Genomic DNA, 17748 nt, shown 5'->3' on the forward strand with positions numbered 1-17748 from the left:
CAGTATCCTACTGCTCCAGACTGGAAGTGGTCTTTGGTGGTAGGGGTTTAATTGGGTATTTTTGGCGAAATATTTTCCCATGAGCAAGCCACTTTTGTCCGTTGTCATCACCGTCTACAACGAGGAAGAAAACATCAAACCGCTACTAGATGCTACCTATTCAGCTCTATCGGAGATCGAGTATGAGATAATTCTGGTGGAGGACGGTTCCACGGATGGTACGGTCTCTGAGGTAAAAAAATATGCCAATGAGCGTACTAAACTGATTATTTTCAGCCGAAACTTTGGACAAACCACGGCTCTTGCAGCTGGAATCGACAAGGCTACTGGATCCTACATTGCCACGATGGATGGAGATCTGCAAAATGATCCAACAGATCTTCCAATGATGCTCAGCAAAGCTATCGATGAAGAATGGGATGTGGTTGCAGGTCGACGTGCCAATCGGAAAGATGGTTTTGTCCTTCGAAAAATCCCTAGCAAAATTGCCAACTGGGTAATTCGAAATACAACCAAAGTCTACCTCAATGACTATGGATGCACGCTGCGCGTGTACAAAGCTGAGATTGCGCAAAACATGGGATTATATGGTGAATTGCATCGCTTTATCCCAGTCTTGGCCAAGCAACAGGGCGCAAAAATGACTGAAGTCGATGTGAAGCATCACCCAAGGATTCATGGCACATCGAAGTATGGCTTAAGTCGCACATTTAAAGTGATGGCGGATCTGATTTTGATGCTTTTTTTCCAAAAGTATTTTCAAAGGCCGATTCACTTGTTTGGAGGGCTGGGCTTGATTTCTTTTCTGACAGGCTCCTTGATCAGTTTTTATCTATTGATCCTGAAAATACTGGGAGAGGATATCTGGGGCCGCCCAATCATGATTGTGGGTTTTATCCTGATTTTGGGAGGAATACAGCTGATCACCACAGGAATCATCGCTGAGATCATCGTGCGGACGTACTTTGAATCCCAGAATAAAAAGACCTATTCTGTGAAGTCCGTTTATCAGGGAGAAAAAATAGAAGTCAGAAGCATAAAATCAGAAAGCTGAAAAAAGTAGGCATTGACAATAGCTTCCCCTAAAAATTGAAATTGAGTTTGACAATTGCACATTCTTTAATCATCAACCAACTAACAATTAACTCTCAACCATTAACCATTAACCCTTATTCCCTCCCTTGATCCGATTCAAAAACCAACTCAAAACAGTCCTGAAGCTTATGCTCACAGGCTTGGCTTTGTACTTGGTTTTTCGGAAAATCGATACAGACCAGCTTCTCCAACTGACAAAATCCATTCAATGGCTTTGGCTGGTTCCTGCTGTTCTATTCTTTGTACTGAGTAAAATCTTCACAGCTTTTCGCCTGAATTTGTATTTTAAAAACATAGGAATTAAGCTTTCAGAAAGTCAAAACTGGCGACTTTATCTGATCGGGATGTTTTACAATCTTTTTCTCCCCGGAGGAATCGGCGGTGATGGGTACAAAGTGTATCTGCTCAATAAGGAATTTAAAACTCCAGTGAAAAAGCTCATTCAATCGGCACTTTTGGATCGATTGGGAGGATTGGTGGCGATTGTTTTCCTGCTTTTCGGTATGTTTTTGATCCTTGACATTCAGTTGGATTTTTTGGAAACCAGCCTTTGGCACGGACTGATGGTTGCAGCATTGATTTTGACCATTCCTGCTTTTTGGCTTGCGCAAAAGCTGTTCTTCTGGGACTTCTTGCCTTCATTCTGGCCTGCAAACGCTTGGTCGTTTGCTGGTCAAATTGCTCAACTCATCTGTGCGTGGTTTATTTTAAAGTCTCTAGGGATTACAGAGAATATTCTCGCTTACCAATTGGTGTTTTTACTTTCCTCTGTTGTTGCTGTGCTTCCATTGACCATTGGAGGTGTAGGTGCGCGTGAGTTGGTTTTTGTCTACGCGCATAGGTATGCGGGTATCGAAGAGACGGCAGCCGTGGCATTCAGTCTGTTGTTTTTCTTGATTTCAGCAGCTGTTTCCTTAGGAGGAGCATTTATCAAAGTTGAATTGAAAGGAAAGTCATAAATAATTGTAAATCAATAAAATATGATTTTTTCAACCTTGTAATTTTAAAATTGCAAGGATCAAGGCCCGTCTAAATTTTATTAATCTATACATTTGCCCAAATTCAAAAAACACATGACCCGCTCCGAACTTTTCTCCCAAATCCAGCAAAAATCATCCTTTTTATGTGTGGGACTTGACCCGGATTTGGAGAAAATTCCAGCTCATCTGCTATCAGAGCCCGATCCGATTTTTTCCTTTTGTAAGCAAATCATTGAAGAAACTGCTGACTTTGCAGTGGCCTACAAACCAAACATCGCCTTTTTCGAAGCATTGGGAGCGAAAGGGTGGGAGACCTTGGCTAAAGTGGCCGAGATCATGCCGAAGGATGTATTTACCATTGCGGATGCCAAACGGGGTGATATTGGAAATACCTCCAAACTCTACGCAAAGGCATTTTTTGAATCCATGGATTTTGATTCAGTGACCGTGGCACCCTATATGGGACAGGATTCCGTGACACCGTTTTTGGAATTTGAGAACAAATGGGTAATCCTACTTGCGCTGACCTCGAATGTAGGTTCGCTTGATTTCCAGTTGATCGAGGATCAAACCGGCAAACCACTTTACCAATCCGTCTTGGAAAAGAGTCAGGAATGGGGCAGTCCCGAAAACCTGATGTATGTAGTCGGTGCGACCCGAGGTGAATTGATCGGAGAGGTGAGGAAAGCTGCTCCCGATCACTTTTTCTTGGTTCCCGGTGTGGGAGCACAAGGAGGAAGCCTAGCTGAGGTCGCAAAATATGGAATGAACTCAAGCTGCGGACTTTTGGTCAATTCCAGCCGGGGGATCATCTATGCTTCTGGTGAAAAAGACTTTGCGAAAGTAGCCAGGAAAGAAGCGCAAAAGCTGCATGAAGAGATGAAGGTATTGATGGACAGGTATCTCTGAATTACGCATAATCCGCTATGGGTTTCAAACCCTTTGAGTGTTTGGCTATATCAAACCTTGACTTCTAGTTCTGAATTTCTTAATTTCCATAAACTTTTAGTCTTTGGGAATGATGAACTTCAAAGAAGATTTTTTACAGCTGGTCTGGAAGTATCAATACTTCGACAAAAAATCACTTTTTACCACAGATGGTCAGAAAGTGCAGATTATGAATGTTGGATTTCATAATCAAAGTGAAGGCCCAGACTTTCGAGATGCGACCCTAGTTTTGGATGGAGTTACCTTACACGGACATGTGGAAGTCCACCGCATGGCCTCAGAGTGGAAGCAGCATGCCCACGGCGGTGATCCGGCATACAATTCCGTGATTCTACATGTGGTGTGGGAAAACGACCAGGAGGTGCTCAGAAATGATGGCACGACCCTTCCAACCATCGAACTCAAAGGCAAAATCTATCTGGAAATCTGGAGGAATTACGAGCAACTCCTCGATTTCAAATCCGACCTTCCCTGTGCGCATGCTTTGGGAACAGTGCCCGAGATCATCCGCTTCTCCTCCCTCGAAAAAGCACTGGTCGAGCGGCTTCAGGAGAAATCAGAAATGATTTTGAAAATTCTGAATCAAACGAAGGGAGATTGGGAAGAGAGCTCATATCGTTGGCTTTTTACTTGTTTTGGCTTCAAGGTCAATAGTCAGCCGATGGGTGAATTGGCTGCATTGGTTCCGTATAAAATCCTCCAAAAACATCGAACTCAGGTCTCAGCTTTGGAGGCGATGCTCCTGGGGCAGGCCGGGCTTTTGCCAGAGAAAACCGATGAACCTTATGCATTGCACCTGAAAAATGAGTATGATTTTTATCAGAAAAAATTTGGGTTTGCGTCACCGATGCTTCGACAGCATTGGACTTTCATGGGAGCTCGGCCGACTAATTTTCCGACACTTCGGATTGCTCAATTGGCAGCGATTCTATCCAAAGCGCCAAACTTGCTTCAAGCCGTAATGGAAGACAGCCGGGAGTTTTCCAGCTTCAAAAAACTGCTTCAAGTCCCCGCATCGGACTATTGGAAGTATCATTATTCTTTTGGCAAGCCTACGGAAAAAGTGGCTTCAAAGGGCATCTCAGGCAGTTCTTTGGAGCTTTTGATCATCAATTTCGTCATCCCGCTTTGGTTTGCTTATGGCCGCTACTTCGAGCAATCGGAGTGGCAGGAGCGATGCTTTGACCTGATGCAGACCGTTCCGGCAGAGAATAATTTCATCATTCGAAAGTATGGAGAGAAGGGATGGAAAGCCGAAAACGCCTTTGATTCTCAAGGAATGATCGGGCTTTTTAGGACGTATTGCCAGCCTCAAAAATGCCTTTCCTGCAAAATCGGACAAAGCCTACTCAAGGGCCAATCCAAATGAAACTTTGCGTAAGCGAGTCATTTCCCGTACTTTTGCAGGCCAAAACCAATTAATCCATGGAAAAACCAGTGATCATTCTGGGAGCAAAAGGAATCGCACATCCTGCGCTTGAGATCTTCAATAGCAATCAAGTCATCGTTTACGGCTTATTGGATGAAGATCAGAGCCTTCACGGCACAGAAATCAATAACATTCCGGTCCTGGGAAATCCTGAAGACGAAGGTTTTCTGAAGTTGATTGGGAAAAAAACCGAGGCATTTGTCGCAGTGGATGACGTGAAATACCGGAAATTTTTGGTGGAAATGCTGATCGAAAACAGAAAGGTTCAGCCAGTAAATGCGATTCACGAGCGCGCTTATATTTCTACTGATGCAGCTCTGGGGCACGGCAATTTCATCAACGCAAATGTGACCATTGGAGCTGGCGCAAAGGTCGGAAGTCATTGCATTTTCCACACTGCTGCGATTATTGATCACAAGGCAGTGATTGGTGACTTTGTGCAGATTGGTGCAGGATCTATAGTAAATGCTGATGTGACGATCGAGGAAGGTGCATTTATTGGCTCAGGAGTCACAATCGTGGCTGGTGTGACCATTGGCAAGGGAGCGAGAGTAGGTGCTGGTTCGGTCGTTATTGGCTCCGTTGGAAAAAATGAAACCGTCTTTGGGAATCCGGCGGCAAAAATAAAATAAGTACGATTTTGGATTTACGATTTACGAGGTCCAAAGCTAACTTTAAGTTTCAGGCCTAGTAAGCATGAAATAAATAAAATGTTGAATTGATTGAATCAGAAATATTGAACACCGAATTCTGAATATCGAATAATGAAGTAAATCATAAATCATAAATCCCCAACACCCTGCCGAAACAGGGCTCTAGTTATGGAAAACACAAACAACAAATCGTACAGCATCCTGCTGTACTATTGCTACGCGCAGATCGAAAACCCAGAGGAATATCGGGAGGAGCACCACCTGTTCTGCGTCGAAAACAACATCCGAGGGCGGATCATCATCTCTGACGAGGGTCTGAATGGAACCGTATCAGGCTTAGTCGAAGACTGCGAAAAGTACATGGCCTATATCCATGCTGATCCTCGATTTGCCAAAACAGAATTCAAAATCGACTCCTTTGATAAGCATGCTTTCACCAAGATTCATGTGCGTTATAAGCCCGAAATCGTGCATTCTTCCCTTCGCCACCTAGATCCCAATGTAAAAACTGGAAAGCACCTAGAGCCGGCTGAATTTAAAGCCTTGAAAGATCAGGAGGATGTGGTCATTTTGGATGTTCGATCTAATTACGAACACGAACTCGGTCGATTCAAAAATGCCATTACGCTGGATATTGACAACTTCAGGGATTTTCCGGAGAAAGTGAAAGAGCTAGAACACCTGAAAAACAAAAAAGTCCTCACTTACTGTACAGGTGGAATCAAGTGCGAAAAAGCCTCCGCATTCCTCTTGGAACAAGGGTTCGAAGATGTGTATCAACTCCATGGAGGGATCATCAAATACGGAATGGAAGCGGGAGGTGAGGACTTTGAAGGCAAATGCTATGTCTTTGATAATCGGATCGCAGTAGAGGTGAATAAAGTCAATCCGACCGTAATTTCTACCTGCCACGTGTGCGGCACGGCCTCAGACCGGATGGTCAATTGCGCCAATCCGACCTGCAATGAGCATCTTCCGATCTGTGAAAAATGTGGTTGGGAACTGGATGGTGCCTGTTCGGTTGAATGCAAAGAAAATCCTGATAAGCGTCCTTATGATGGCACAGGATATTATCAAAAGAATACCAACGGATACAATCCTTATAAGGGACTTCACCGTAAGCCAGAAAAAGAACTCCTACAAAAAATCCATGGAAAATCGGAAAATTCCTGCGTCTGAATTGATCATCAACTCGGACGGTAGTATATACCACTTGCATTTGAAGCCAGAACATCTGGCTTCAACTGTTTTCACGGTAGGCGATCCCGATAGGGTGCCGATCGTTTCGAGGCATTTTGACCAGATTGATTTCAAAACCCAAAAACGGGAGTTTGTCACGCACACAGGATGGAAAAATGGCCAGCGAGTCACTGTCATGAGTACCGGAATGGGGACAGACAATATCGAAATCCTAATGACCGAACTCGACGCCTTGGTCAATGTTGATTTGGAAAGTCGGAGAGTCAAAGCCGAAAAAACGAGTCTTCAGATTATTCGGATCGGTACCTCAGGAAGTATGCAGGCCGAATTGCCTGTTGGAACTTTGCTGGCATCAGAAGTTGCGATAGGAATGGATACGCTGATGGCCTATTATCCAGAGTTGGAAGGGGATCAAAGTTTGGCAAAAACTATCCAGACTGAACTGGGACTTCCATTTTTGCCCTATCAAGCAGGAGCCTCCTCTTTTCTGCTGGGAAAACTTGATCAGAATTTTGTCAAAGGTGTGACCTTAACCTGCCCGGGTTTTTATGCACCTCAGGGAAGGGAACTCAGATTAAAGCCGCGATTTGATCAGATGATCGAGCGACTTTCCTCACTTAGCGTTGCTGGAAAAAGGCTTACCAATTTTGAAATGGAGACAGCGGGATACTTTGCCATGGGTGAATTACTGGGGCATCAGATGCTGAGCTTGAATGCTCTGGTAGCCAACCGGCCCTTGGGAAAATTTGATCCGAATGCTGACCAAACGATGGATCGTTTGATCCAGTTAGCGCTGAATCTATTCGTCTAAAAGAGTCGTCTTTAAGCCAGAAATTGTTGAGCAAAGGCGGGACTTTCTATCTTAAAATCTTCCCATTCGTGGTAATCGATATTTTGGATGAGGAAGCTCATGAGTTCCAAGCATTCTTGCTTGCATAGATAGATTCCAAACAGACTTTCTTTTTTATCAATACAAAAGGTTCTTTTGCTGTCGAAAATTTTTACCAGATCAGCCCAAGTCCCCAATACTAAAAGCTCATCTTGATTCTTAACAGTCTGAATGATTTTAAAGGAACCGCTTAACGATGAAATTTTCATACTCAAAAATAAGTTTGATTACAGGTTAAAATTATAGATTTAGCAGACCGCTCTCAATACGTAGAAATACGTATTTTCTATTTTCAAACGGGCTAAATTGACGTTTACCCTATGATTTCGCGATTTCGTTGCGCCCAAAGCAGAAGGGAATTATGTTTTTTTTCCAGATCCAGCTTGGTGATCATATTACTTCGGTGTTTCTCGACAGTTCGCTCAGATATAAAAAGTTTATCCGCGATCTCACGAGTCGCGTACCCTTCTGCGATCAATCTTAGGATTTTTATTTCTGAGGGAGTAAGTGGTTCAAAAACAGGTGACTCGATGGGGTTTTTGCTCCCCTCCCAGATTTTTTCACTGAAATAACTGCCGCCTTTTTTTATTATTTCTAGTGCAGAAGAAAGTTCTGTAAGTGCAAATTCTTTTAAGATGTAGCCTGAAAACTGTAGCTCTTTTGCTTTTTGAAGAAGAAATAGCTCTTTGTGGAGCGTGAGCAAAATTTTCTTTGATTCCAGTCCCTGACGGTTCATTTGCTCTGCCACTTCCAATCCAGTCATACCGGGCATTTCCATGTCCATTAAGACAATATCCGGTCTATGGATTTTGATCTTTTCGAGGAGATGGATACCGTTTGAGGCTGTGTCAAGAATTTTCAGTCCCAAATCATTTAAAAAATCACTGAGTCCTTTAAGTAAAATCGGATGATCATCAGCGATGACTATAGTGGTTTTTTCAGACATGGACAGTAAATGTAAATTGACTTCCTTTTCCTTTTTCACTGCTGACTTTCATGATTCCCTGTATTGCAGCAGTTCTTTCTTTTAGGGTTTTGAGACCAAGACTTTGGAAATCCTGATACCGCTCTGAGAAGTCAAAACCCTTACCATTGTCCTCGATTATGAGGCTAATTTTTTTGTCTGTTTCTCGTAGAATGACCCGGATTGCAGCGGCTTCAGCATGCTTTAGGATGTTATTCAAGCATTCCTGAAGGATACGATAAAGGTGAAGCTCGTGTTCCTTATTTAGTTTGCCTTTGATGTCATCGATTTCTGAACTAACAAACAGATCCGTTTCCTTGTCAATCTGCTCCAAGAGCTGTTCGGTAGCTTTGGAAATCCCCAGCTTCTCGAGCTGCATTGGGTGGAGAGATCGGGCGATCGCCCTGAGTTCCGAAATTGCCGAATCCAGCATTTGACCAGTGCTTTCATCCTGTCGGAGCGCCACTCGGTTTTTGATCAAGAGAAGACTTTGACCCAGTCCGTCGTGAAGGTCTTTGGAAATACGAAGGCGTTCCTCTTCTTGGTTGGTGAGGAGCTGTCTGGAGAAGGTTTGCTGAAGTGCTTTTTCTTTTTTAGCCTGCTGAAGGTTTTTCCAAAGAAATGCACCTACTGCTGATACGATCACCACAGAGATTATCCCGATAAACCAACGTGTCCTTGATGCTGACTTTGCTCTATTTTCTTCCAGTTCTTGCGTTTTATTCAAGATTTCGCGTTCCTTTTTTTCTGTCTCATAGAGGGTTTGATAGTAAGCAAAAGTGGCGGATTGATTGGCGGATATAACGGAGTCCTTAAACTGGTTTAACCGTGACAGAACGCGAAAACCGTCTTGAGCTCGCCCTTGATCTGCATAAGTTTCTGCCAAAAGCGTGTAGCCGCGCAGGATATGATCCAAGTCTTTTGAGTCAATAGCTGCCTTCATATATTCTTCCGCCAGCAAAGTTGCTTTGGTTGGGTTATTCCTGTTTTTCTCAATGAGCGCTTCCGCAAAGAGTCGGTTTGGATTTTCGGTACTGAAAATCGGCAAATCCGAAAAATAGGTCTTGGCCTTTTGATAGTAGTCTAGCTGTTTGGATAGGTTGTTTTGTTCTCCGAAATAATTGGCCCAGGATAGGTTGTAAACAGCGCTGAAATAATTGTGTTCCTCCCCGAAGGGCATGAGGGATTCTGCCCGTTTGAGAAATTCAAATTGCCGATCAATTTTTTGCTGTTTTCTGAAATCCTCCGCTTGATTGTAAAGCTGAATGGCGGCTTCGTAGTTTTTGTTCTCCTTTAGATGATATTCGATCAGTTTTTGTCTGATTTCAAAAGCTTCATCATAGATTCCATATCTGCTGAATAATATTGCCATGCCTCCGAGTACAAAATTTACATATTCTTGATCACCGAGGCGTTCGTAGATATTACTTGCTTTTTGATACGTATCCATGGCCTGGAGCAGGTCTCCTTGGTAATCAAACGCCTGCCCTGTAAAAAAAGTAGCATCAGCGATATAGATAGAGTCAGATTTGCCAAATCTCTTAATCGATTGCTGGTAATAATAAATTGCCGAATCGTAATCATATTGGTTGAAAAATGCTCCGCCAAGCTTAAGGTATAGGTTCCCTTTGATAAGAGAATCCTTCAGCTGAGATTCATACTGAATGGCATCTAACAGAATTGCGACTTTTTCTTGATAGGAATTTGTCCCCGGAGCATAGGAACTATAAAATGCAATCGCCCATTTGGCTAATTTCTCATAGTCTTTTCCCGTCCTGACCAAATCCAAGATTCTTCGTAGATACACTCCTGACAGGGAGTCCTCACCAGGGATTTCGCTGTACAGAGCTTCAAGGGTTTCTAGCTCATCTGCCTGAGAAAGGCCATCCTTAGTTAAAATTCGCTCGAGACTGTCTCTTGTTTGAGAAAATCCTTGGAAAAAAACCGCTGTAAAAAAGAGTAGAAAAAAAGAAAATGTAATCCACTTAGCCATGCCTAAAGATATCAATAAACGGGCATTTCATTCTGCGCATTTTTCTGATATACCGTACAAGTTTGCCGAATGGGTGATTGAAGTTTAATTTGTGTCCATGAGTGAATTAGTAAGTTTTATTATTCAGGACCTGAAGAATTCAGCATCTGCTGAAAAGGCATCTTTTTTCCCTGGTTTTTTTAAATCCCTACCAGGAGGATATGAGGAGGGAGATCAGTTCATGGGGGTTGTTGTTCCAGAGCAGCGCAAAATTGCAAAGACCTATTTTCGTGATATTTCGCTGGATGAAACCTCCGAAATGCTTCAAAATCCTTTTCATGAAGTCCGGTTGACGGCTTTGATGATGCTGGTGTATCGATTTGAAAAACTGAAATCAGAATCAGATCGAAAGGAAATTGTGAACTTTTATTTAAGCCATCTTCAGTTTGTCAATAACTGGGATTTGGTGGATAGTTCTTGCCATCAGATTTTAGGGGCTTTTTATCACAAGAAAGACAAATCACTTTTTTATGAATTGGCAGATTGTGGAGAGCTCTGGCCGCAGCGGGTTGCGATGATCAGTAGCTACCATTGGATAAAAAAAGACGATTATGCAGATGCTTTGCGATTGGCCGAAAAACTGAAAAACCATCCCCATGACCTGATGCATAAGGCAGTCGGCTGGATGCTTCGGGAGATCGGGAAGCGGGATTTTGAAGTGGAATATGAGTTTTTGAAAAGGCACTACTCCACCATGCCACGGACAGCTTTACGGTATGCGATTGAGAAGTTTCCAGAGGATTTACGGCAGGATTTTTTGAAGGGAAGGGTTTAAGGTGTTTTGCCACTAAGGCACCAAAACAGCAAGTTTTGATCTTTTTAAGCTATCCCAAAAATTAATATATTTCTGTAAATCAGTTTTTTAAAATTATTTTTCTTAAGGAATGGAAAACTATCTTTCTAAAATCATCGTCAACACCTGTTTCCAAATTCATGTCGGACTTGGTCCCGGATTACTTGAATCAGTCTATGAGGAGGTCCTTTATTATGAATTATCTCAACAAGGCTTTAAGGTGAAAAGGCAATTCCCAATACCAATAGTTTGGCAAGACATTGAAATGGAGCAAGGATTTAGAGCAGATTTAATCGTTGAAGATTGTGTATTAATTGAAATCAAGTCGGTCTCGAAAATTGAACCTGTGCATAAAAAACAAACACTTACTTATTTGAGGCTAACTGGTCTAAAACTAGGTTTGCTAGTCAATTTCAATGAAGCCTTGATTAAAGACGGAATTACTAGAGTTGTAAATTATCTTTAGCATTCTATAGATTTCTCGCAAAGTCGGAAAGACGCTAAGATTTTTTCTCTTTGCAATTCCGAGCCTTTTGTCAGAGCTAAGTTTTTTTTGAAAACAGCCTCATCGTTACCAGCCCAAAAAGAAACCTCGCAAAACGGAAAGGTGCTAGGATTTTTCTCTTTGCGCCTCCGCGACTTTGCGAGAAATACCTCAATCTTCAATCCCATCCAATTCACTCAATTCCAGCCAAGTCAATTCCAGTTCTTCGTGTTCTTTGTCGATGGCCTGAAGGCGGTTGGATTTGGTCATCAACTGGTTGACATCGGAAATTCCAGCTGTTATTTCATCTGATATTTTGGACTTTTCTGCCTCCAATTTGGCCATTGTCCCGGTTACGGTCTTGAACTCCTGCTTTTGCTTAAAGCTTGCTTTAACCTTTGGAGCAGATTCTTGCTTTTCGGTTCTCGTTTCTTGTTTCTCGATCCGTTGTTCGGAAGTCTTGGTACTAACATCTTGATACTTGCTACTGTATTCCTTTTCCCACTCCCTGAAATCGGTATAATTCCCCGGGAAATCACGGATTTTTCCCTCTCCTTCAAATACAAACAAGTGCTCGACCAAGCGATCCATGAAATATCTATCGTGAGATACGATGATCAGGCAGCCTGGAAAGGTGTCCAAGAATTCCTCCAAGATGTTTAGGGTCATCAGATCCAGATCATTCGTAGGTTCATCGAGAATAAGGAAGTTAGGATTCTTGATCAACACCATCAGGAGCTGAAGACGTCTTCGCTCGCCACCGCTCATTTTGGCGATCGGAGTGAATTGCTGCTTGGGAGGAAAGCCAAACTGGGTCAAAAATTGGCTTACCGTAATCGTCTGACCCTTGTCCAGCACTACCACTTCGGCTACTTCTTTGACCACATCGATCAGGCGCTTTTCCTCATCGAATCGGTCTTCTTCCTGTCGGTAATAGCCATAAGCGGTCGTTTGACCCACCGAGATTTTACCTGCATCAGGTTGGTTTAGACCAGTGATCATCTGGAGAAAAGTGGTCTTTCCGGCACCATTGGGTCCGACGATTCCGACGCGATCTTTTTTTCTGAAGATGTAGGAGAAATCCTTAACTAGGGTCTTATCTCCATAGGCTTTGGAGATTTTGTCGATTTCCAGAATCTTATTTCCAAGTCGCTGTGTTGAAACAGTCAACTCAATATCTCGCTCTTCGCGCTTGGTGAAGGCTTTTTCCTTAGTTTCCTCAAATGCATCTACCCGGTATTTGGCCTTGGTGCCACGGGCCTTGGGTTGACGACGAATCCAGTCCAATTCCTTCTTATAAAGGCTCTTTGCCTTTTCGATCTCGATGTCTTCGTTTTGCATCCGCTCGGCTTTCTTGTCTAAGAAATAGCCATAATTGCCTTGGTAGCGGTGGATTTTGCCCTGATCGAGTTCGAGGATTTCATTGGTGACTTTTTCCAAAAAGTATCGGTCGTGAGTGACCATGAAAAGTGAAAGGTTGGCTTTGGCTAAATAATCCTCCAGCCACTCGATCGTCTCCAAATCCAGGTGGTTGGTTGGTTCGTCAAGCAAAAGCAAATCAGGTTTCTCTAGGATGGCTTTCGCCAAAGCCACTCGTTTGCGCTGTCCACCGGAGAGCGTACCGACTGGTAAATCAGTATCATGCAGGCCAAGTTTTCCCAAGACCTCCTTTACTTGATATTCAAAATCCCAAGCTTGGAACGCATCCATTTTCTCAAAAAGATCAGACATCTTTTCCGAGTTGTCGATGCCACGCTCTGAATCCAACAAGGCCTTGTGGTAGTCCTCAATCACTTTTAGGATTTCGCTGTTGCTTTGGTCAAAGATGGTTTGGTAGATGCTGAGCGAACCTTCAAAAACCGGATTTTGATGCACATAAGCGATTTTTACGGACTGATTGATGCCGACTTGTCCGGTGTCAGCGATTTCCTGACCCATGATGATTTTCATCAAAGTGGACTTTCCTGCTCCGTTGATGCCTACTAAAGCTATTTTTTGACCTTGGGAAATGCCAAAGGATATATTTGAAAAAAGCTTCCGTTCCCCGAAAGCCTTACTGAGATTCTCAACTGAAAGGTAATTCATGGGGCAAAAGTAAGGGAAATAGGGCTATTACTTGGTATTTGAAAAGAATGAAATATGGGATATAGGAAATACATAGAAATACATTTGAAATAAGTCCTCCTTCGTCGGACGAAATATTTCCCGAAGCACATTTCACCGAGCGTAGCGAGGTATATTTCAACAGTATTACCATCTGTTTCTTAACTGTTTCTCCGCTAAAATCACCTTTCAACCATTATTTTTAACTCATGAAAACCATCCACGACATTCTTAAACTCGGTGATCCGAGACTTTACGAAGTCTGTGAACCCGTGCTAAAAACTGACCTTCCGTTGGTTCCTGAATGGACCAAACAACTCCATGAAGCCATGGAAGATATCCGACGAGTTTACGGGTTTGGGAGAGGAATTGCCGCACCGCAGTTGGGCATTATGAAGCGGATGTTTTACCTGAATCTGGATCGGCCCTACATTATTTTGAATCCGGAGTTGAAAAACCTGAGCGATGAAAAATTCGAGCTTTGGGACGACTGCATGAGTTTCCCGAATCTATTGGTGAATGTTAAGCGCCACCAATCGCTGACGTTGGAATACCGAGATGAAAACTGGGAAAAACAAAGCTGGACTGTGGAAGGCCCGATTTCTGAACTGATCCAGCATGAATTTGATCATCTTGACGGGATTCTGTGTACGATGCGGGCGATAGATGAGAAGAGTTTTCGGTGGAAAGATTAAAATGAAATACTGTTGAAATACAGTAGAAATAAACCCGACTTCGTCGGGTGAAATAGTAGGCATTCGGCTCAAATCAAAGTAAAAATGAGCCGCATTTCCCTGATTTTTCAAAGATTTTGAGCCGATTCAAGTTCTGAATCTTCAATTTGGCCCTATTTCACCTTGCGAAGCAAAGTCTATTTCTACAATATTTCCATTGTATTTCACTTCTCATATCTTTGATTCATGAATTTCCCTTCCCTCTCCGATATCCGAGCGGCGCATGACCGCATCCAGCCTTTTATTCACCGAACGCCTATTCTTACCTCTACTGCCATCAATGAAATTGCAGGTTGTGAGATCTTTTTCAAGTGCGAAAACTTCCAGAAAGTAGGAGCTTTCAAAGCTCGTGGAGCTGCCAATGCGGTCATGAAACTGAGCCCTGAAGAAAGGGCAAAAGGTGTGGCGACGCATTCTTCCGGAAATCATGCTGCTGCCCTAGCTCGTGCAGCAAGTGTGGCGGGAATTCCATCCTACATCGTCATGCCTTCCAATGCGCCCGAGATCAAAAAGAAAGCAGTTAAAGGGTATGGAGGAGAAATCATCGAGTGCGAACCCACACTCAAAGCACGTGAAACCACCCTTGAATCAGTCGTGGAGCGAACTGGTGCAGTTTTTATTCCTCCTTTTGATCACTGGGATGTGATCGAAGGGCAAGCCACTTGCGCACTGGAGCTGCTGGAAGATCAACCTGATCTGGAAATTGTCATTGCTCCTGTTGGAGGTGGCGGACTCCTTGGCGGAACAGCGTTGACAGCACATTACTTGAATCCAAGTATTCAAGTTATTGCCGGCGAACCCACCGGAGCGGATGATGCGTATCGTTCCTTCCATGCCGGGTACATTATTTCGCATACGACTACAAATACGATTGCGGATGGATTGCTGACTTCGGTTGGGAAACTCAATTTTGAGCTCATGCAGCGCTATGTCGATGACGTTTTGCTGGCGACTGATCCACAAACCATTGAAGCTATGCGTTTGGTCTATGAGCGGATGAAGATCGTAATCGAGCCTTCCTGTGCGGTTCCCTTGGCCGCTTTGCTAGCAAATAAAGATCGGTTTGCAGGTAAAAAAGTTGGTATTATCCTTTCAGGTGGAAATGTGGATTTGGGTAAGTTGCCGTTTTAATCAAAGACTCTTTTTAATATAAAGTAATTCAGGGATGTTGTAGTGAGCAGAGGAATCCCTAAAATGAAAAAGCCTCCAAAATTATTTCCAAAGAAGAAAATATAGACTAATGCGATTAAGATATGAATTAGTAGTTGCCAACTTGGTTTAATCAGTTTTTGGGAAAAAATGAAAAATCCATAAAAAACAGGATAATACGCAAAGCCAAACCACAACCCCATAAAATAAAAAGTAAAGAATTGGTCAACCCATCCTTCAAGATTAAGAGTTCTTGAGTTTACTATTGGATGGATCAATGCCGATAGACCGGATAAAACCAATTGAAATAAGAGGAAAGATGGAAAGAAAAGAATGAGTTTTTGGAAGGTTTTTGCCATTTGTTAGGAAGCTAAAAACTAAGGTCAAAATAGTTGAAAGTTGGGCTTATTTCATGTTTCTAATTTTTTCTATCTGCAAATTTTAAAGTTTTAATCGTAGCTGCAACTTTTATCATTTTACGATTTTTCAAAAGATTGATTTCAACTTTTATGCCTCCAATTAAAGCCTAATTTTGTCACGATGGCTACCAATTCATCTTCCCGTTTCAGCATTCTTCCCACACTCTATTTTTTGAAACAGCAAGTTTCCAGGCTTAAGCTATGGGTTTGGGTGAAAGTCGGATTTGTGAAAAAGGTACAAATCCAACCTTATGCAGGATATGGCAATGGAAAGGAGCTATATCTCGCGGGAAGAGTTTTAGCAGATCGAGATATCCAGGCCTCTGCGCCTGAAGATCGTTTTTGGAGGAATTTCCAAAAAATGAGAAAACGCTTTTTTACGATCGTATTTCCCGGAGTGCAGGTGGAGGGAGAGTTCCAAGGTAAAACCATCAAAGTCACCACGGACGAAGAAGGATATTTTGAAATCATACTTCCACTTGATGACTTGGAAATCCACCAAGGATGGCAGCCCATCCGATTGCGATTGCTTCATGATTTACTCGGACGAGCTACCGAGGTAAATGCCATCGGGAAAGTTTACTTTCCTGTCGCCAATCCAGATTTTGGGATTATTTCAGACATCGACGACACGATCCTGACCACAGGGGCAATGCGAATGTGGGAAATGCTGAAAGTGACTTTTACCCAAAATGCGCACACTCGGATTCCTTTTGCAGGAGTATCCGAATTCTACGATGCGCTGAGAAAGGGTAGGGATCAAATTATCAGCAATCCGATTTTTTACGTGTCCAGCAGTCCTTGGAATATTTACGATTTCCTCATGGAGTTTCTTGACGCACATCGGATTCCCAAAGGTCCGCTGATGCTTCGGGATCTTGGTTTATCAAGGGATCAGTTTATCGCCGGAAGTCATGAAGTTCACAAGCTGAAGCAGATCAATCATATTTTAAATGTGTTTCAGGACTTGTCATTTATCTTGATTGGGGATAGCGGGCAAAAGGATCCGCAGATTTACCTTGAAGTGGTGAAAACCCATCCCGGGAGAATCTTGGCGGTTTACATTCGGGATGTTTCGGGTGCAGATCTTTCGAATTTAGCGGCTGAGTTTCAGGGTCAGAATGTGGAATTAGTCATGGTCAAAGACACCAACGAAGCCGCAGCACATTCACTTTCCAAAGGATGGATTTTGCCAAGTGACACTGAAAAAATTAAGGATCAGAAGGAGGAGGATGAGAAGGACTAAGTTCAGAATTGCGAGCTCAATTTTGTTATTTAAAGAGGGTTTAAAATATTAATAGGCTATCTCAATTTTCTAGACCGCCTCTTACTATGTTTAAGTTGTTATGAAAATGCCAAGTCCTCCTGATAGACTAAATCCCAGGACTCGTTTTGCTTTTTAAATACCTTTAGCCTTAGCGTATAATTAATTTCAAACACCTCACTTTCAAGGATTATCCCGTAGATTTCTTTGTCGATACCCTCCGAAATAATTGGATAGGAATAAGAAAAAATTACCTTTTTGGCGACAAATTCTGTTGCATCTTCAAATTCTATTTTACAGTTAATAGAATCAGCATCCATTTTTGATGGATGATTTGAATTCAAAAATTCATCGATTTTATTTCTTTGATCCTCATTAAAAATCTGATTCATATCGAAACTTTCATCCAGTCTTGATTTCGAGTTGATCGGATTTAAACTTTCATAGGAGTTATTTCTCCAGCTGATCAAGTTCTTACCTAGCGATTCATAAGTGAGATTGCAGGCCAAGAAATTGATTAAATCGTATTCATTTGGACCCTTCTCCTGTATAACCGAACCTCCGGTCAGGAAAAAACTAGCAAGGATTACTTTTAGGAAAATCATTGGCGAG

At 42.6% G+C, this 17748-nt stretch carries 18 protein-coding genes; 12 read left to right on the forward strand and 6 right to left on the reverse strand.

The window, feature by feature from the left end:
• Positions 1-79 precede the first annotated feature (79 nt).
• The 7 genes from DK188_RS03020 to DK188_RS03050 all read left to right on the forward strand — a co-directional run bounded on the left by DK188_RS03020 (position 80) and on the right by DK188_RS03050 (position 7116).
• The gene (locus tag DK188_RS03020) at positions 80-1054 is read left to right on the forward strand and encodes a glycosyltransferase family 2 protein (RefSeq protein WP_111669289.1); all 975 of its coding nucleotides are present in this window, start codon (positions 80-82) and stop codon (positions 1052-1054) included.
• A gap of 127 nt (positions 1055-1181) precedes the next feature.
• Positions 1182-2054 (forward strand): lysylphosphatidylglycerol synthase transmembrane domain-containing protein, encoded by an 873-nt coding sequence (locus tag DK188_RS03025; RefSeq protein ID WP_232825645.1) that lies wholly within the window; start codon positions 1182-1184, stop codon positions 2052-2054.
• Between the two features lie 114 nt (positions 2055-2168).
• Positions 2169-2984 carry an orotidine-5'-phosphate decarboxylase gene (pyrF, locus tag DK188_RS03030; RefSeq protein ID WP_111669290.1) on the forward strand — a complete coding sequence of 272 codons (816 nt, stop codon included), beginning with the start codon at positions 2169-2171 and terminating at the stop codon, positions 2982-2984.
• A 109-nt stretch (positions 2985-3093) separates the two neighbouring features.
• On the forward strand, positions 3094-4392 hold the full coding sequence (locus tag DK188_RS03035; RefSeq protein WP_232825646.1) for a DUF2851 family protein: 1299 nt from the start codon (positions 3094-3096) through the stop codon (positions 4390-4392).
• A gap of 56 nt (positions 4393-4448) precedes the next feature.
• Positions 4449-5084, forward strand: coding sequence for an acetyltransferase (locus DK188_RS03040; protein ID WP_111669292.1), 636 nt, complete (start codon positions 4449-4451; stop codon positions 5082-5084).
• A gap of 189 nt (positions 5085-5273) precedes the next feature.
• Positions 5274-6284, forward strand: coding sequence for an oxygen-dependent tRNA uridine(34) hydroxylase TrhO (gene trhO, locus DK188_RS03045; protein WP_111669293.1), 1011 nt, complete (start codon positions 5274-5276; stop codon positions 6282-6284).
• On the forward strand, positions 6256-7116 hold the full coding sequence (locus DK188_RS03050; RefSeq protein WP_111669294.1) for a nucleoside phosphorylase: 861 nt from the start codon (positions 6256-6258) through the stop codon (positions 7114-7116). Before trhO ends, DK188_RS03050 begins: the two co-directional genes overlap by 29 nt.
• A gap of 11 nt (positions 7117-7127) precedes the next feature.
• Here DK188_RS03050 and DK188_RS03055 read toward each other — a convergent pair whose 3' ends face one another.
• From DK188_RS03055 to DK188_RS03065, 3 genes are all read right to left on the reverse strand, one after another.
• Entirely contained in the window at positions 7128-7403 is a 276-nt protein-coding gene (locus DK188_RS03055) for a hypothetical protein (RefSeq protein ID WP_111669295.1), read from the reverse strand.
• Between the two features lie 104 nt (positions 7404-7507).
• Positions 7508-8140 carry a response regulator gene (locus DK188_RS03060; RefSeq protein ID WP_111669296.1) on the reverse strand — a complete coding sequence of 211 codons (633 nt, stop codon included), beginning with the start codon at positions 8138-8140 and terminating at the stop codon, positions 7508-7510.
• The gene (locus tag DK188_RS03065; RefSeq protein WP_111669297.1) at positions 8133-10151 is read right to left on the reverse strand and encodes an ATP-binding protein; all 2019 of its coding nucleotides are present in this window, start codon (positions 10149-10151) and stop codon (positions 8133-8135) included. The genes DK188_RS03060 and DK188_RS03065 overlap by 8 nt, the downstream gene beginning before the upstream one ends.
• 97 nt (positions 10152-10248) lie before the next feature.
• Here DK188_RS03065 and DK188_RS03070 point away from each other — a divergent pair, with 97 nt between their 5' ends.
• Both DK188_RS03070 and DK188_RS03075 read left to right on the forward strand, forming a co-directional pair.
• Positions 10249-10965 carry a DNA alkylation repair protein gene (locus DK188_RS03070; protein WP_111669298.1) on the forward strand — a complete coding sequence of 239 codons (717 nt, stop codon included), beginning with the start codon at positions 10249-10251 and terminating at the stop codon, positions 10963-10965.
• A gap of 109 nt (positions 10966-11074) precedes the next feature.
• The gene (locus tag DK188_RS03075) at positions 11075-11449 is read left to right on the forward strand and encodes a GxxExxY protein (RefSeq protein ID WP_111669299.1); all 375 of its coding nucleotides are present in this window, start codon (positions 11075-11077) and stop codon (positions 11447-11449) included.
• Between the two features lie 189 nt (positions 11450-11638).
• Here DK188_RS03075 and DK188_RS03085 read toward each other — a convergent pair whose 3' ends face one another.
• Complete coding sequence (locus DK188_RS03085) at positions 11639-13552, reverse strand: ABC-F family ATP-binding cassette domain-containing protein (protein ID WP_111669301.1); 1914 nt, start codon at positions 13550-13552, stop codon at positions 11639-11641.
• A 227-nt stretch (positions 13553-13779) separates the two neighbouring features.
• Here DK188_RS03085 and DK188_RS03090 point away from each other — a divergent pair, with 227 nt between their 5' ends.
• The gene (locus tag DK188_RS03090) at positions 13780-14265 is read left to right on the forward strand and encodes a peptide deformylase (RefSeq protein ID WP_111669302.1); all 486 of its coding nucleotides are present in this window, start codon (positions 13780-13782) and stop codon (positions 14263-14265) included.
• Positions 14266-14490: 225 nt separating this feature from the next.
• The gene (locus DK188_RS03095; RefSeq protein WP_111669303.1) at positions 14491-15435 is read left to right on the forward strand and encodes a pyridoxal-phosphate dependent enzyme; all 945 of its coding nucleotides are present in this window, start codon (positions 14491-14493) and stop codon (positions 15433-15435) included.
• Here the strand turns inward: DK188_RS03095 and DK188_RS03100 are convergent.
• Positions 15432-15812 carry a hypothetical protein gene (locus tag DK188_RS03100; RefSeq protein ID WP_111669304.1) on the reverse strand — a complete coding sequence of 127 codons (381 nt, stop codon included), beginning with the start codon at positions 15810-15812 and terminating at the stop codon, positions 15432-15434. The genes DK188_RS03095 and DK188_RS03100 overlap by 4 nt on opposite strands.
• A 181-nt stretch (positions 15813-15993) precedes the next feature.
• On the opposite strand from DK188_RS03100, the gene DK188_RS03105 reads away from it, so the two are divergent.
• Complete coding sequence (locus DK188_RS03105; protein ID WP_111669305.1) at positions 15994-17118, forward strand: App1 family protein; 1125 nt, start codon at positions 15994-15996, stop codon at positions 17116-17118.
• Positions 17119-17216: 98 nt separating this feature from the next.
• On the opposite strand, the gene DK188_RS03110 is transcribed toward DK188_RS03105, so the two are convergent.
• Positions 17217-17741: a hypothetical protein gene (locus DK188_RS03110; protein ID WP_111669306.1), complete on the reverse strand. Its 525-nt coding sequence runs from the start codon at positions 17739-17741 to the stop codon at positions 17217-17219.
• Between the last annotated feature and the right edge of the window lie 7 nt (positions 17742-17748).

Source organism: Algoriphagus litoralis (assembly GCF_003259255.1).
Classification (GTDB): domain Bacteria; phylum Bacteroidota; class Bacteroidia; order Cytophagales; family Cyclobacteriaceae; genus Algoriphagus; species Algoriphagus litoralis.